The 15,010-nt window shown below is 67.4% G+C and carries 16 protein-coding genes; 7 read left to right on the top strand and 9 right to left on the bottom strand.

The window, feature by feature from the left end; genetic code table 11:
* Window positions 1-30 precede the first annotated feature (30 nt).
* Complete coding sequence (locus ACI3KU_RS12820) at window positions 31-276, bottom strand: zf-HC2 domain-containing protein (RefSeq protein WP_404922690.1); 246 nt, start codon at window positions 274-276, stop codon at window positions 31-33.
* Window positions 273-944: a sigma-70 family RNA polymerase sigma factor gene (locus ACI3KU_RS12815; protein ID WP_308071095.1), complete on the bottom strand. Its 672-nt coding sequence runs from the start codon at window positions 942-944 to the stop codon at window positions 273-275. Before ACI3KU_RS12815 ends, ACI3KU_RS12820 begins: the two co-directional genes overlap by 4 nt.
* Before the next feature lie 139 nt (window positions 945-1,083).
* Between ACI3KU_RS12815 and aroA the strand changes: the two genes are divergently transcribed.
* From aroA to bcp, 3 genes are all read left to right on the top strand, one after another.
* A complete protein-coding gene (aroA, locus tag ACI3KU_RS12810; RefSeq protein WP_404922689.1) occupies window positions 1,084-2,439 on the top strand; it encodes a 3-phosphoshikimate 1-carboxyvinyltransferase in 1,356 nt (451 codons plus the stop codon).
* Window positions 2,436-3,476, top strand: a complete 1,041-nt coding sequence (gene rsgA / locus ACI3KU_RS12805) for a ribosome small subunit-dependent GTPase A (protein WP_404922688.1) — start codon at window positions 2,436-2,438, stop codon at window positions 3,474-3,476. Before aroA ends, rsgA begins: the two co-directional genes overlap by 4 nt.
* A gap of 77 nt (window positions 3,477-3,553) precedes the next feature.
* Window positions 3,554-4,027: a thioredoxin-dependent thiol peroxidase gene (bcp, locus tag ACI3KU_RS12800; RefSeq protein WP_404922687.1), complete on the top strand. Its 474-nt coding sequence runs from the start codon at window positions 3,554-3,556 to the stop codon at window positions 4,025-4,027.
* A gap of 12 nt (window positions 4,028-4,039) precedes the next feature.
* Here bcp and ACI3KU_RS12795 read toward each other — a convergent pair whose 3' ends face one another.
* A complete protein-coding gene (locus tag ACI3KU_RS12795; protein ID WP_404922686.1) occupies window positions 4,040-4,498 on the bottom strand; it encodes a histidine kinase in 459 nt (152 codons plus the stop codon).
* 287 nt (window positions 4,499-4,785) lie between these two features.
* On the opposite strand from ACI3KU_RS12795, the gene ACI3KU_RS12790 reads away from it, so the two are divergent.
* Window positions 4,786-5,034 (top strand): WhiB family transcriptional regulator, encoded by a 249-nt coding sequence (locus tag ACI3KU_RS12790; protein WP_023955350.1) that lies wholly within the window; start codon window positions 4,786-4,788, stop codon window positions 5,032-5,034.
* Between the two features lie 65 nt (window positions 5,035-5,099).
* Here ACI3KU_RS12790 and ACI3KU_RS12785 read toward each other — a convergent pair whose 3' ends face one another.
* The 3 genes from ACI3KU_RS12785 to ACI3KU_RS12775 are packed head-to-tail and all read right to left on the bottom strand — an operon-like array spanning window position 5,100 to window position 8,509.
* A complete protein-coding gene (locus ACI3KU_RS12785; protein WP_404922685.1) occupies window positions 5,100-6,593 on the bottom strand; it encodes a sensor histidine kinase in 1,494 nt (497 codons plus the stop codon).
* A 9-nt stretch (window positions 6,594-6,602) separates the two neighbouring features.
* Window positions 6,603-7,832: a CpaE family protein gene (locus ACI3KU_RS12780; RefSeq protein WP_404922684.1), complete on the bottom strand. Its 1,230-nt coding sequence runs from the start codon at window positions 7,830-7,832 to the stop codon at window positions 6,603-6,605.
* The gene (locus ACI3KU_RS12775; RefSeq protein ID WP_404922683.1) at window positions 7,829-8,509 is read right to left on the bottom strand and encodes a hypothetical protein; all 681 of its coding nucleotides are present in this window, start codon (window positions 8,507-8,509) and stop codon (window positions 7,829-7,831) included. The genes ACI3KU_RS12780 and ACI3KU_RS12775 overlap by 4 nt, the downstream gene beginning before the upstream one ends.
* A 70-nt stretch (window positions 8,510-8,579) precedes the next feature.
* Between ACI3KU_RS12775 and ACI3KU_RS12770 the strand changes: the two genes are divergently transcribed.
* The gene (locus ACI3KU_RS12770; RefSeq protein ID WP_404922682.1) at window positions 8,580-8,849 is read left to right on the top strand and encodes a helix-turn-helix domain-containing protein; all 270 of its coding nucleotides are present in this window, start codon (window positions 8,580-8,582) and stop codon (window positions 8,847-8,849) included.
* A gap of 17 nt (window positions 8,850-8,866) precedes the next feature.
* Here the strand turns inward: ACI3KU_RS12770 and ACI3KU_RS12765 are convergent, their stop codons facing one another.
* On the bottom strand, window positions 8,867-9,523 hold the full coding sequence (locus ACI3KU_RS12765; RefSeq protein WP_404922681.1) for a hypothetical protein: 657 nt from the start codon (window positions 9,521-9,523) through the stop codon (window positions 8,867-8,869).
* 230 nt (window positions 9,524-9,753) lie between these two features.
* On the opposite strand from ACI3KU_RS12765, the gene ACI3KU_RS12760 reads away from it, so the two are divergent.
* Window positions 9,754-10,188 (top strand): Rv3235 family protein, encoded by a 435-nt coding sequence (locus tag ACI3KU_RS12760; protein WP_404922680.1) that lies wholly within the window; start codon window positions 9,754-9,756, stop codon window positions 10,186-10,188.
* Between the two features lie 152 nt (window positions 10,189-10,340).
* Here ACI3KU_RS12760 and ACI3KU_RS12755 read toward each other — a convergent pair whose 3' ends face one another.
* On the bottom strand, window positions 10,341-11,567 hold the full coding sequence (locus tag ACI3KU_RS12755) for a pyridoxal phosphate-dependent aminotransferase (protein ID WP_404922679.1): 1,227 nt from the start codon (window positions 11,565-11,567) through the stop codon (window positions 10,341-10,343).
* 95 nt (window positions 11,568-11,662) lie between these two features.
* Here ACI3KU_RS12755 and ACI3KU_RS12750 point away from each other — a divergent pair, with 95 nt between their 5' ends.
* Window positions 11,663-12,082, top strand: a complete 420-nt coding sequence (locus ACI3KU_RS12750; protein ID WP_404922678.1) for a VOC family protein — start codon at window positions 11,663-11,665, stop codon at window positions 12,080-12,082.
* Window positions 12,083-12,137: 55 nt separating this feature from the next.
* Here the strand turns inward: ACI3KU_RS12750 and secA are convergent, their stop codons facing one another.
* On the bottom strand, window positions 12,138-14,975 hold the full coding sequence (secA, locus tag ACI3KU_RS12745) for a preprotein translocase subunit SecA (RefSeq protein WP_404922677.1): 2,838 nt from the start codon (window positions 14,973-14,975) through the stop codon (window positions 12,138-12,140).
* Window positions 14,976-15,010: the final 35 nt, after the last annotated feature.

Here is a 15,010-nt window from a genome sequence, read left to right as displayed (position 1 = left end):
TGCGTCACGCGGCTGAGCGCCGCAGCCTGATCAGGCGTGAGCCGCCTGAGCGGCGCGGATTCGCTCCAGCACCAGGAGTCGCAGCTCTTCCGGCGCATCCTCCTTGCACGCGCGCGCGACCACCTCGGTCAGCGTCTGAGACACCACCGCTTCTTCGCGGCAGCTGTCGCAGGTGTCGAGATGGTCTCGGATGTCGGATTCCTTCGTCCGGCACACCTCATTGCGGAGGTACTCCTCCAGGTCCTGCCGCGCTTTTTCGCAACCGCAGTCGGTCATTTCTTGCTCCTCGATGCGGTGGGACGGATTCCTCGCTCCGCCGCGTAGTCGGCCAGCAGATCTCTCAGCATCCGCCGACCGCGGTGCAACCTGCTCATGACCGTTCCGATGGGGGTCTTCATGATGTCGGCGATCTCCTGATACGCGAAGCCTTCGACATCGGCCAGATACACCGCGAGACGGAAGTCCTCCGGAATTGCCTGCAGCGCATCCTTCACGACCGATGCCGGCATCCGGTCGATCGCCTCCGCCTCCGCCGACCGCGAGCTCATCGCCGTGGTCGACTCGGCACCGCCCAGCTGCCAGTCCTCCAGGTCATCGATGGTGCCCTGGAACGGCTCGCGCTGCTTCTTGCGGTACGTGTTGATGTACGTATTGGTGAGAATGCGATATAGCCACGCCTTGAGGTTGGTGCCCTGCGTGAACGACGCCCACGACGAGTAGGCCTTCACGAAGGTCTCCTGCACCAGATCAGCGGCATCGGCGGGGTTGCGCGTCATACGCATCGCCGCACCGTACAGCTGATCCATGAACGGGAGGGCCTGCTCCTCGAACTGCGTACGGGCATCGCCCGTGCTCGTTTCGGTCTGATCTGACTGATCCATCGCGAGCCAGTCTAGATCGTCGACCTGTTCGAGCTCGGGGGAACGCTCCAGCGTCGCGTTCATGCGCCTCCTCGTTCGTGTCGCGTGCTTCTCACATCGGGTGCAACCGGCGCGGCGCGGCGCCTATTCCCCACCGCTCCGCTTGCGCGGTATGTAGCTGACATATTCGTCCGATTCCGTGCGGCCAAGTAGGGTGGAGCCGATGAGTGCACAGATCGATCTCGCTACCGCAACAGCACCCCAGGGCGCATACGCGGCACCGGTCGCAGACGCGCCGGTGCACGCCACTCTCAGCGTGCCCGGGTCGAAGTCCCTCACCAATCGAGAGCTGATTCTGTCGGCTCTGGCGGACAGCCCCAGTCACCTGCGCTCCCCCCTGCACTCCGACGACTCCGCACGCATGATCGAGGGTCTCCGCGCCCTCGGCGTCGAGATCGAGGAGATCGAGGCCAGCGGGCCGTTCGGGCCGGATCTGCAGATCACGCCGCCGCGCACGCTGTCCGCCGGCACCACGGTCGACTGCGGCCAGGCTGGCACTGTGATGCGTTTCCTCACCCCGCTGGCCGGACTCGCCACCGGCGAGGTCACGGTGACCGCCCACGAGTCGGCGCTGCACCGTCCGATGGGCGAGATGATCAGCGCCCTGCGCGATGTCGGGGTCGACATCGATGACGGTGGCCGCTGGTCCCTGCCGTTCACCGTTGTGGGCCATGGCCACATCCGCGGCGGGGAGATCGTGATCGACGCATCGCGCTCCAGCCAGTTCGTGTCCGGACTGCTGCTCGCCGCGGCCCGGTTCGACGTCGGTCTTCAGCTCCGCCACTCCGGTCAGCGTCTGCCGTCCATCCCGCACATCGAGATGACGATCGATGTGCTGGCGCACCGTGGCGTGCACGTCGAGCGCACCTCGCCCACTGACTGGGTGGTGCCCGCCGGAGCGATCCGCGGCAAGGACGTGGCGATCGAGCCGGACCTGTCGAACGCGGCACCATTTCTTGCGGCAGCTCTCGTGACCGGCGGCTCGGTGACCGTGACCGGCTGGCCGGCGCGCTCCACGCAGCCTGGAGCGCTGCTCACCGACATCCTTCCGCAGTTCGGCGCACGCGCGACCCGGCGTGGTGGCGCGCTCACGGTCACGAGCACCGGGCCGATCCGCGCGGTGGACCTCGATCTCACCGCGGCGGGCGAACTGGCTCCGACTCTGGTGGGTCTCGCCGCCCTCGCGGATGGTGTCAGCACGTTCCGCGGTATCGGCCACATCCGCGACCATGAGACCGACCGCATCGCGGCCCTGGTCGCTGAGCTGCGGGCGATCGGCTGCGGTGCCGAGGAGACTCCGGACGGCATCATCGTCACGCCGGCTCCGCTGCACGGCGCGACGTGGAAGGCCTATCACGATCACCGCATGGCGACGACAGGCGCCCTGCTGGGGCTCGCGGTCCCCGGCATCACGATCGACGACATCGGCACCACCGCCAAGACCCTGCCGCAGTTCACCGCCCTGTGGGAGCTCATGCTCGCCCCGCGCGAGGATTCCCCGGAGGATGCCGCCGCGTGAGCTGGCTGGGAGACTTCGACGACGACGAGGACGAGTTCGACGAGAGCGATTTTCGCGTTCGCCCGAACCCGAAGGCCAATCGGCCGCGCACCAAGCGACGTCCGGCCCACGAGGATGCGACGATCGGTCGCGTCCTGGGCGTGGACCGCGGCCGCTACAGCGTCCTGCTGGATGAGGACACCAACGACGAGCGCACCGTCACGGCCACTCGCGCGCGCGAGCTGCGAAAGTCCCCGATCGTGACCAACGATCGCGCGCGCGTGGTCGGCGATCGCACGGGCGATACCGGAACGCTCGCGCGGATCGTGGGGATCGTGGAGCGCACGTCTCTGCTGCGGCGCAGTGCGGACGACACGGATCAGGTCGAGCGGGTCATCGTGGCCAATGCTGATCAGATGCTCATCGTGGTGGCCGCTGCCGACCCGGAACCGCGCGAACGACTGGTCGACCGCTACTTGGTCGCGGCTCTCGACGCCGGTGTGCGCCCCCTGCTGGTGGTCACCAAGACGGATCTCGCCGACCCGACCGATTTCCTGCGGCACTTCGAGACGCTGGCGGACCTGCGCGTGTTCCGCAGCGCGCGCGGCGAGGTTCCCCTCGACGAGATCGGCGCCGCCCTGGTCGGACACGCCACCGTGTTCGTCGGCCACTCGGGGGTCGGCAAGTCGACGCTCATCAACGCGCTCGTGCCGAGCGCCGGGCGCGCCACCGGACATGTCAACGATGTCACCGGACGTGGCCGGCACACCTCCTCCTCCACGGTGGAGCTGCGCTTTCACGGCGCTGAGGGCACGGGTTGGGTCATCGACACCCCGGGCGTCCGCTCCTTCGGCCTCGGCCATGTCGACACCGCGAACATCCTCGCCGCGTTCACCGACCTCGCGGAGATCGCAGAGGACTGCCCGCGTGGCTGCACACACCTTCCCGATGCTCCGGACTGTGCGCTGAACGAAGCCGAAGCCGAGGGTGAGCTCGGCCCCGCCGGCAGTGCGCGTCTGGATTCGCTGCAGCGACTGCTCGCCACGTTCGAGTCCTGAGTCTCGGCGGGCGTCACTCTCGGGCCGTGATCGTCCGCGTTTCGCGTCCTGCCAGCGGGCGAGCCTAGGCTGGGACCATGACGCTGCGCCTGGAATCCGGTACCCCCGCCCCCGACTTCACCCTCACCACCCAGAGCGGCACCCCGATCACCCTCAGCTCGCTGCGCGGCGGGCCCGTGGTGCTCTACTTCTACCCCGCGGCGATGACCCCCGCGTGCACCGCCCAGGCGTGTGACTTCCGTGACTCGTTCGCGCCGTTGCAGGCCGCGGGCTACACGGTGCTCGGCGTCTCCCCCGACGACGTCGCGAAGCTGGAGCGATTCCACGAGCGCGACCACCTGCCGTTCGACCTGCTGGCCGACCCCGACCACGCGGTGATGGACCTGTACGGCACGTGGGGTGAGAAGAAGAACTACGGTCGCACCTACGAGGGTGTCATCCGATCGACATTCATCATCGACGCCGACGGCATCATCCGCGAGGCGCTGTACAACGTGCGCGCCACGGGCCACGTGGCCCGCATCATGCGCATCCTCGGCCTCGCCGACTGACGCCCACGGGGCTCAGCGGGTCGGCCTCTCCGCGTCGGCACCGTCGTCTTCGTCGGCGTCAACAGGCTCATGACTGCGGTCCGGGCTGCGGCGCGTGGCCACGATGATCAGCAGGAATCCGATGATCGCGGGGATGATCAGCCACGCGCCGATCAGCGGATGCGGTGCCGGTCCCGTGCTGGCACCGAGTCCCACCGCGAACACCAGCACCTGGGTCACGATGCCACCCGACCGCCCCCATGTGCGGCCGCGAAGGATGCCGACGGCGAAAGCCAGGATGCCGGCGCCCAGCACGATCGTGAGCACCAGCAGCGCCAGAGCGCTCACCAGCTCCGCGGTGTCACCCGCGAGGATGGCACCGACCTCGATGACGGCCAGCACCAGTGTGACCAGCCCTTCGAGGGCGACGATGATCGCCGCGGCGACAGTGGTCGACGGCGAACGTGGCGAGACTCGCTCGGGGATCGTCATGGGTGCTGCGCCGTCCTTTTTCATCACTTCGACCGTCGCGTCGGATACGACCGGCGCGAATCGGTGCCTCCACTGCGCCGACTCATTCCCGAAACCTGACTGTGACAAGCAATTAACCCTTGATTCACCCGGGGATCCATGGAAGCATTATCAGTGCCGTGTGCTCCCACAGCGGCGTGGGACGAGCGCTCTGCTCGTATATACACAGGGTATCCAACCCACCCGGGGTAAACACCGCACTCGTGCGTCACCCCAAGCCCCACACCCATCTACAAGGAGCACGAAGCATGGATTGGCGCGATAAGTCCGCCTGCCTGACGGTCGACCCTGAGCTTTTCTTCCCCGTCGGGAACACCGGTCCCGCCGTGGATCAGATCGAGAAGGCCAAGGCGGTGTGCGCTCGATGCACCGTCACCGAGATCTGCCTGCAGTACGCCCTCGAGACCGGTCAGGACTCGGGTGTCTGGGGCGGCCTGTCCGAGGATGAGCGCCGCGCCCTGAAGCGTCGCGCAGCCCGAGCCCGCCGCGCCTCCTGAGGCGACCACTACCCTGAACGTCGAACACCCCCGGTCATTGACCGGGGGTGTTCGACGTTCAGGAATCAGCTGTCCGCGCGGATCCACTTCAGCGGGATGTCGATCGTCACCTCGGTGCCGGAGCCGGTGAGGGTGTGCCAGTCGATGGAGCCGGACAGCTCACCCTGAATCAGTGTGCGCACGATCTGCGTGCCGAGGCCCTGACCGACCTGCCCCTCGGGCAGCCCACTGCCGTCGTCGCGCACGCGTACCTCCAAATGCTCTTCGTCGCGCTCGGCGATGATCTCGACCACGCCCTCATCCTGCTCCGCAAGGCCGTGCTCCACGGCGTTCGTGACGAGCTCGGTGAGAGCCAGCGCGAGCGGCGTCGCGTATTCGCTGGGCAGGCTGCCGAACTTGCCTGTGACGTGCGTGCGAGCGCGCGTACCCGCGCCGGCGGCCACTTCCGCGACCAGCTTCAGCACACGGGTGAAGACCTCATCGAAGTTCACGTTCTGGGTGAGGCCGCTGGCCAGGGTGTCGTGCACGATGGCGATCGACGCCACTCGACGCATCGCCTGAGTGAGCGCATCTCGCGCCTCCTCGGAGTGCGTCCGGCGGGCCTGGATGCGCAGCAGCGAGGACACCGTCTGCAGGTTGTTCTTCACCCGGTGATGGATCTCGCGGATCGTCGCGTCCTTGGTGATGAGCTCCTGCTCCTGGTGACGAAGCTCCGACACATCGCGGCAGAGGATGATCGCCCCGATGCGCGTGCCATTGTTCTTCAGAGGCACGGCGCGCATCGACACGGTGACACCGCGTGCCTCGATGTCCGAGCGCCACGGGGCACGTCCGGTCATCACCACCGGCAGCGATTCATCCACCTCGCGACCGGTGGGGAGGATCTCTGCGACCACCTCGACCAGACTCTCGCCCTCGAGCTCGTCGTCGAATCCCATGCGGTTGAAGGCAGACAGCGCGTTGGGGCTCGCAAACGTGACGGTGCCGTCCACGTCCAGCCGGACCAGTCCATCGGAGGCGCGCGGCGCGCCACGTCGCGGAGCGGTCGGCGCGTCCAGGTCGGGGAAGTCGCCGGTGGAGATCATCGAGAACAGGTCGTCGGCGCACTCGTTGAAGGTGATCTGCTGACGCGAGGGCGTCCGCGCCTCACCAAGGTTCGTGTGCCGGGTGAGGATGCCGATGACGTTGCGTCGCTCCCCCACGACGGGTCGGGTGCGCACGATCGGCACGGCCCGCACGCGAGTGGGCACCTCCTCGAACCACTCCGGCGACGACGAGTCGACGATGGTGGCGGTCTGGAAGCTCTCCTTGATCTGCGCGTACCACTGGGGGCGCACACTGTCGCCGACGATGTCGCGGTAGAACAGCGTCGCCGCGCCTCCCGGCCGCGTGTGCGCGACGGCGACGAACGAGTCCTCGGGCGTCGGCACCCACATCACGATGTCCGCCGACGCGAGGTCGGCGAGGAGCTGCCCGTCGCCGGCGAGACGATGGAGCCACTCCACGTCCGCTTCATCGGCGCGGCCCTGCAGGTAGACGAGATCACTGAGTGTCGACACTCCGCAAGCCTATTGGCTTCTGCGCGCACTTCCCCGAGTCCGTGTCGCACGTCGTCGCGCTTCGCGAGGACGTGACGGCCCCCTGGCAGCGCCCGGAGCATCCAGCAGCCCGGCGATTCGGCGGACGGCGGCGGTGAGTGCGGAGCGCGGGGCGGCGATGCTCACGGGCTGGCCGTGCAGCACCGCCCGGTCGGCCGCCGAGCCATCGTCGGGGATGAAGTGGATCTGCGTGGCCTCCGTGTATCGCTCCAGCGTGCGACGCAGCTGACCACGAGCGTCGATGCCGATGGCGCGGGCGCGCACACGATTCACCACCACGGTGATCGGAGTCCCCGGCGTCAGCTCCCGCAGCTCCGTGACTGCCCGAACGAAACGCGCGACGCCGATCGGGTCCGCCGCGCACACCGCGATGATCCGGTCCGCTCGCTGCAGTGCGGCGATGGTGGCGGCATTCCTTCGCGGGCCGTCGTCCAGGTCGCTCACGATCTGCTCGTCCTGCTCGATCAGCGCCGAGGTGTCGATGAAGACCTGTTCGCTCCATCGCGCCACGGCATCGATCACCGACCGCATCCGGTCGGCGGGCAGTTCGGGCCACCGCGACGGGCGATTGATTCCGGACAGCACCGCCAGCGCCCCCGTGCCGACCGGCACTAGGTCGCGGATCCGGGAGTATTCTGCCTCATCGAACGAGTGTCGCGCCGCCTGTCGACATGCCCCGGCAAGCCCCGGCGCCTCTTCTGCCAGCCCGAGCATGGCGGCCACCGCCGGAGCGTGGCTGTCCGCGTCGATGAGCGCCACCTCCCTCCCGCCGCGTGCCCGTTCGGTGGCCAGGCCGATCGCGAGAGTGGATCGCCCCGGCGCACCCGGCGGACCCCACACGGCGATCACGTCGCTGTGTGGCGAGACCAGCGGACCCGGAATGGCGGCGATCGAGGCGAGCACGGCGCGTGCGGTGATCTCGCGCACGGGCACAACGCCCAGGCGAGCCGCCAGGGTGGCGCCGGCATCATCCATCGCGACCGGAACGACCCGGACGCGCGCGGCGTCACAGCGCGCGAGCAGCGCACCGTCCAACTGGCGCGGATCCGCCAGCAGCACCAGCGCGTCCACGCCGGTGAGCGCATCGGGAGAGCCGATCTGCAGCGGACCCAACACGACGACGCGCTCGCCGACTGCCTCCAACTCCTCGCAGAGCGGGCGCGCCACAGACGGCGGGAGGCAGACAGCCACCGTGCTCACGAGCCACCGCCCGCGGCGGCGATCACGGACAGCTCACTGCCCGCGGACACGGCAGCGAGCACCTCCGGCACCGCATCACGCGGCACCACGATCTCGATCACGGCGGCAGCGGTGCGCACCATCGCGTCGTCCGTGCGCACCGACACGACAACCGCATCGGAGACGAGCACGCGGGGCGGCTCGGGGTCATCCTCGACTGCGTTGTCCACCCACACATCCACCGTGCTGCCCGCACGCACGCCCGAGGCGACCTCCACGGCGCTGCGAATCACGACGGTGGTGAGCTGCGCGGATCCCTCTGGCGCCAGCGCGTCGCGCGGCACCAGTTCCCCCTGCTCGATCACTCGCGTCACCACACTGCCGGGCGGCACATCGGAAACGGAGAGATAGCGCTCGGAGGCGGCGCCGAGCATGACCTCCGTGCTCTGCAGGTCGCCCGATCCGATCACCTGCCCCGGAAGCAGAGTCCCCGCGGCCGCGGCAACACCGACGGTGGTCCTCGTCGCGGAGACAACCCCCCACACCGCAGCGACCGACGCGACGACAAGGGCGACGCCGATGAAGAAGCGAGCATCGGAGAAGAAGCGGGCGCGGCGGCTGGACATGTCCGCGATGTTGTCAGACGCGTGCCGAACGAGGGTGCAGACTTTCCACAGCACCGCGTCGAGGAGCGTCACGCGGGTCAGTGATTATCCACACTCACAAGATCGCCTTCAGAATATGTTCCCCACGCGTCATAATCGACTCATGCCCGACCTCAGCGCCCCCGGACGCCACGTCTCGCCGGCGCAGGTTGCAGAACTCCTGGATCTCACGGTGGACGATGTTCTCGCGCTCGTACACCAGGGTCGCCTGCGGGGAGCACGCATGGGAGCCAGCCACCAGTGGCGCATCGAAGAGGCATCCATCGTCGACTACCTCGACGAGCAGCGCGAGGAGGCCCGGCGTATTGCGTTGTGGCGACAGTCCGATACCGCCAGCTTCCCCGAGATGTGGGGCGTCGTCCGGCGCGACTGAGGTGCCCAAGGCTCCTGTCACACGCTCGATCCGACGGTGCGCACCTGGCCGATGGCCGCGAACGGGACCATCACGTGCGCGCGTACCTCACTCGCCCGCCGCGGACGACCGGGCTCGTGCATGGCGAGGTCGAGGTGATCGGATCCCGCCCGATCAATCGTTCCGTGCAGGATCTCGCCGTCCACCAGCCGAACTGTGACGGCTCGACGGCGACGCGCGAGGTCGCGCATGAGGAAGCCGAAGACCACGCGGCCGCTCAATTCGTCCGCGGGCATCGGGAGCGCGGAGCGGAGAATCGCCGCATGTTCCGCCTGCACGGTGCGGATCGCGCCCAGCGGGTAGAGCGCCAGACCGTCTCCGTTCGCTGCTGCCGCCCACACATCGCCACTGCGCTGAACAGGGGCTGAGCCATCCGTCCGGGCACGTTCGCCGCTGTCATCGGTGACGACGGCCAGCCAGTCGGATCCGACTCCGACGGGGCGACCGGACCCGCTCACGCCCGCCGCGCGCACCGTGATGACGGCGCCTTCGGCGATCAGGGATGACAACCGCGTACGCAACGCCAGGCGCGCCACACGCAGTCTCTCGGTCTCGGTGTTCAGTGCCGCACGCTCCGACTCCCATTCGGCGTCGAGCTGCGATTCCAGGTCCTCGAAGAAGTCATCCCATCGCACCCGCGCGACTCTAGCGCGAGCCCGTCCGACGCCCCGCGAGCTCTCCCCAGGAGGCTCTCACAGCGTCGTCGCCGGGCTCCTTTTTCCCTGTTCACGATGCATATCTAAATGAGATCTCGCTCACAAACCGGGATTTCCTGACCCCAACTCTGTGGTCATCGTCGTATCGCGCGACTCCGTCGTGCAACGCTGAAGGAGCCGCAGAGTCCCCACGCTGTTAGGGGACAATCATGGCCAGGGGGACCGGAGCTGTCCGCGCCTTGCAACGCGCGAGCACGGTAGAGATCACGGAGTTCTTCGCTCCGCAGCGCACCAGTACCGTCGACCTTCCCGATCCTGCCGTGCTGCTGCGGAATCTCACCGTGGGGGTCCTCGAATCGCTCGCCGGCGTCCGCGATGTGGACCAGCTCGCCCGCTGGCTGTCGCAGGAGGCGTTCCTCTCGGTCGTCACCCGCGTGGGCCTCGCCACCCGGGCACGCAGCGCGCGCGGTGTCGCCGCCGCGCGTCCGCACCAGCAAATTCTGTGCGTGCGGCACACCAGTCCCGCCGACGGCGTGGTGGAGGGTGTCGTGGTCGTGGCCACCCCCACCCGCACCCGCGCGATCGCCATCCGACTCGAGGGGTTCGACCGACGCTGGCGCGCCGTGTCCATCGCCCTCCTCTAGTGCTTCTCCCCCTGAGAAGAAAGCGGGCCGCGAACCCGCACTCGCATCGGAGCGCTCCCAATCCGCTCCGGTGCATCGTGGGCTCGATCTGAGTCCAGAGGGCCGGTCTCCACTCTGGAGACCGGCCCTCGAACGTCAGGATGCGTCAGCGATCACTGCCGGTAGCTGGACAGGAAGTTGCCGATGCGTTCGATCGCGTTTCCCAGAACACGGGCCTCGGGCAGAGTCACGACCCGGAAGTGATCCGGTGTCGCCCAATTGAACCCGGTTCCCTGCACCAGCAGGATGTGCTCGGCGACCAGGAGATCGTAGACGAACCGTGCGTCGTCATGGATCTCGTGAACCTCCGGGTCCAGACGCGGGAAGGCGTAGAGCGCCCCCCGTGGCTTCACGCACGACACCCCGGGAATCGCATTGAGCCCCTCCCAGGTCACGTCGCGCTGCTCGTGCAGCCGTCCCGAGGGCGCGATGAGCGCGTCAATGGTCTGCACGCCGTCCAAGGCAGCCTGCACGGCGTGCTGCGCGGGCGCATTCGGGCAGAGACGGGTCGAGGCGAGCAGATTGACGCCCTCCAGGAACCCCGCGGCGTGCTTCTTCGGTCCGGTGATCACCATCCAGCCCGAGCGGTAGCCCGCCACCCGGTACGTCTTGGAGAGGCCGTTGAAGGTGAGGCAGAGCAGATCGGGCGCGAGGGTGGCCGTCGGGATGTGCTCGGCGTCGTCGAACAGGATGCGGTCGTAGATCTCATCGCTCAGCACCAGCAGCGAGTTCTCCCGCGCGATCTGGATGATGCCCTCCAGCGTCTCGCGACTGTAGACGGCGCCGGTGGGGTTGTTGGGGTTGATGATGACGATCGCCTTGGTCTTCGGCGTGATCTTGGAGCGGATGTCCTCGAGGTCGGGATTCCACTCGTTCTGCTCGTCACAGATGTAGTGCACCGGCGTGCCTCCGGACAGCGACGTCATCGCCGTCCAGAGCGGGTAGTCCGGTGCTGGGATGAGCACCTCGTCACCCTCGTTCAGCAGAGCCTGCATCACCATCGTGATGAGCTCGGAGACGCCGTTGCCCAGGAACACGTCATCCGGATCGACGTGCGGGAAGCCGGGCACCTGCTCGTAACGGCTGACGATCGCGCGACGCGCGGAGAGGATGCCCCGGCTCTCGGTGTAGCCGTGGGCGGTCGGGATGGCCGCGATCATGTCGCGGACGATCTGGTACGGAGCCTCGAAACCGAATACAGCCGGATTGCCCGTGTTGAGCTTCAGAACCGGATGCCCTGCCGCCTCCAGACGCGCCGCCTCGATCAGTGCGTTCCCCCGGATTTCGTAGAGGACGTTCTTGAGCTTGGCGGACTGATCCAGCGGACGGAGTGGGTTCATGTCCCAAGGGTAGTCCCACCCACAGGGTGGTCCCGACCGTCCACTCGGTCGCTGGTGGACTGTCCGGTGTCGGAGGCCAGTGGCAGGATGACGCCATGCACCAGCACGTGAGCTTCATCACCCTTGCCACTGCCGATCTCGATCGTGCGGCGAACTTCTATGTCGACGGGCTCGGATGGACTCCGGCTTTCCGCGGGGAGGACGTCCTGATGTTCCGCGTCGGGCCGGCCCTCATGCTGTCCCTCTGGACGGAAGCCGGCTTCGAGGCCGAGGTCGGTCCTCTTCGTCGCGGGGAAGGCGCCGCCCCGCTCACCCTCGCGCACAACGTCGCCTCCCCTGCAGCCGTGGACGCGGTCCTCGCGGATGCTGAGCGCGCGGGTGCCCGCGTCACGTCGGGCGAACACCGGGTGTGGGGCGGCTACTCCGGCTACTTCTCCGATCCCGATGACTTCCGCTGGGAGGTGGCGTGGAACCCTGACCCGGACATGGCGTTCGTGAACGCCCCCGCAGAGTGAGAATGACGAAGGCCCAGGATCGCTCCTGGGCCTTCGTCGTCACAGTGTTGCAGCGTCAGCGCTTCTTGCCCTGTGCCCGGCGCTCGGCGCGGTTGGCCGCACCGCCCTGACCAGGCTGTCCCTGACCGGGCTGCACCTTCTGTCCGAACGCGCCGCGCTCGGCCGGCTGCTCGGCCTCGGGAGCGTCCGTCGCGGCGGCCGCGGCGGCTGCGCGACGCACACGATCGGTGGCCGCCTGCTGCACCTGGCCCTTGTCGTTGCGAACCTCGACGTCTCCAGCTTCACCCGGCGCCGAGTACTCCAGCTTCGCGCTGTTGTCGTCCGGGCTCTGCAGCCCCTTCGCCTGCACCTGGGTGACCTCGCCGTCCTCGGCGGGACGCACCTCGACCTCGAGGTTGAACAGGAAGCCGACGGCCTCCTCCTTGATGGAGCTCATCATCGACTGGAACATCGCGTAGCCCTCGCGCTGATACTCGATCAGCGGATCACGCTGCGCCATGGCCCGCAGGCCGATGCCGTCCTTCAGGTAGTCCATCTCGTACAGGTGGTCCCGCCAGCGGCGGTCAAGCACCTGCAACACGACGCGACGCTCCAACTCACGCATCGCGGCCTCGCCGAGCTTCTCCTCGCGCTGCTGGTAGGCGATCTGCGCGTCGCTGAGCAGCTCGCGCTTCAGACCGTCCTGGCTGATCCGCCCCTTGGAGCCGCCGGCCTCGGCGACGACCTCGTCGATCGTGACGTCGACGGGGTAGAGCGTCTTCAGCTCGGTCCACAGCGCGTCAAAGTCCCAGCTCTCGGTGTGCCCGGCCTGAGTGTGCTCGTCCACGATGCTGCCGATCGCGTCCTCTACGAAGTGCGCGACGCGGTCCTTGATGTCGTCGCCCTCGAGCATGTGACGACGATCGGCGTAGATCGCCTCGCGCTGACGGTTGAGGACGTCGTCGTACTTCAGCACGTTCTTGCGGATCTCGGCGTTACGCGCTTCGATCTGCGACTGAGCCGACTTGATGGCGCGAGTGACCACACCCATCTCGATCGCGGTGTCGTCGGGCAGGTTCGAGCGCTGCAGCATCGACTCGGCGAACCCGCTCTGGAACAGACGCATGAGGTCGTCGGTGAGACTGAGGTAGAACCGGGACTCACCCGGGTCTCCCTGACGTCCGGCACGACCGCGCAGCTGGTTGTCGATTCGGCGCGACTCGTGGCGCTCGGTGCCGAGGACGTAGAGGCCACCCGCATCGCGAACAGCGGCAGCGTCCTCCTCGACCTGCTTCTTCATTGCCGCGTACGCGTCGTCCCAGGCTGCCTCGTACTCGTCCGGCGTCTCCACCGGGTCCAGTCCCTGCGACTTCAGCTCCTGTACGGCGAGGAACTCGGCGTTGCCACCGAGCATGATGTCGGTTCCACGACCAGCCATGTTGGTGGCGACGGTGACCGCACCCAGGCGACCGGCGCGAGCGACGATCTCGGCCTCACGCGCGTGGTTCTTCGCGTTGAGGACCTCGTGCTTGATGCCCTTCTTGGCCAGCAGACGCGAGAGGTACTCGCTCTTGTCGACGGAGACCGTGCCCACCAGCACCGGCTGCTGCTTCTCGTAGCGAACCGCGATGTCCTCGACGATCTGCGTGAACTTCGCCTGCTCGTTCTTGTAGACCACATCCGGCTGGTCCTTGCGGACCATGGGGCGGTTGGTCGGGATCGGCACCACGCCCAGCTGATACGTGGACATGAACTCGGCCGCTTCGGTGTCGGCGGTACCGGTCATGCCGGAGAGCTTGTCGTACAGACGGAAGTAGTTCTGTAGCGTGACGGTGGCGAGGGTCTGGTTCTCGGCCTTGACCGGCACGCCCTCCTTGGCCTCGATGGCCTGGTGGATGCCCTCGTTATAACGACGACCCACGAGGATTCGACCGGTGTGCTCATCGACGATCATGACCTCGTCGTTCATCACGACGTAGTCGGTGTCGCGCTTGAACAGGGCGAGCGCCTTGATCGAGTTGTTGAGAAACGAGATGAGCGGCGTGTTGGCCGACTCGTACAGGTTGTCGATGCCGAGGTAGTCCTCGACCTTCTCGATACCCGGCTCCAGGACACCGACCGTGCGCTTCTTCTCATCGACTTCGTAGTCGACCTCGGGCTCGAGCGTGCGCGCGATGCGTGCGAACTCGGTGAACCAGCGGTTCGCCTCACCCGAGGACGGGCCGGAGATGATGAGCGGGGTACGGGCCTCGTCGATCAGGATCGAGTCGACCTCGTCGACGATCGCGTAGAAGTGACCGCGCTGGACGAGGTCTTCCTTCTGCCACGCCATGTTGTCGCGCAGGTAGTCGAAGCCGAACTCGTTGTTGGTGCCGTACGTGATGTCGGCGTTGTACTGCTCGCGACGCACCGCAGGAGTCTGGCCCGAGATGATGACACCCGTGGTCATGCCGAGGGCGCGGAACACGCGACCCATGAGCTCGGACTGGTAGGTGGCGAGGAAGTCGTTCACCGTGATGACGTGCACGCCCTCCCCCGCGATCGCGTTGAGGTACGCGGGGAGTGTGGCGACGAGCGTCTTTCCCTCACCGGTCTTCATCTCGGCGATGTTGCCGAGGTGAAGGGCTGCGCCACCCATGATCTGCACGTCATAGTGACGCTGGCCGAGGGTGCGCTTGGACGCCTCGCGAACGGCGGCGAAGGCCTCCGCCATCAGGTTGTCGAGCGTCTCGCCCTTCTGGTAGCGAGCGCGCAGCTGTGCGGTCTCGCCACGCAGGTCCTCGTCGGTGAGCTTGCTGTACTCATCTTCGAGCGCGTTGACGGCGTTGACCACTCGCTTCAGCTGGCGAAGGATGCGTCCTTCACCCGCACGAAGCAGCTTCTCGATCGGGTTCACCACGGGAGTCGTCTCCATCCATCGGATCGTGCGCATGCTCGCGCCGGTGTCGC

The organism is Microbacterium sp. ZW T5_56 (assembly GCF_044987425.1).
GTDB lineage: Bacteria > Actinomycetota > Actinomycetes > Actinomycetales > Microbacteriaceae > Microbacterium.
The sequence above is the reverse complement of the archived record's forward strand: the minus strand, read 5'-3'. Positions and strand labels throughout refer to the sequence as shown.